The 250-nt window shown below is 40.4% G+C and carries 1 pseudogene; it reads left to right on the top strand.

The window, feature by feature from the left end:
* A pseudogene (locus ACG9ZB_RS17695) lies at window positions 1-250 on the top strand (hypothetical protein); the annotation flags it as partial.

Below are 250 nucleotides of genomic sequence, written 5' to 3'. Positions count from 1 at the left end.
TACTTTATCAATATGGTGTTTACACGTTATTACTGACCTCAACACTGTTTTTAGTGGTTTCACTCTTCTTTGCAGAGAGTAAATTCCGCATCGCGGCACCGAGGTTGGCCGCACCGAAATCAGGGCGTGCTTTCTTAGCAGTTGTGCCTTATATCGTGATTATTGTCCTCACGTGGATGTTCTATAAATTATTATTAGACACTGACCTAAATGAATTTACTGCACCCGTGATGATGCCTGTTATTTTATT

It is taken from the genome of Acinetobacter johnsonii, assembly GCF_048551975.1.
Classification (GTDB): Bacteria; Pseudomonadota; Gammaproteobacteria; order Pseudomonadales; family Moraxellaceae; genus Acinetobacter; species Acinetobacter johnsonii_A.
This window is presented reverse-complemented; position numbering and strand designations above follow the sequence as displayed.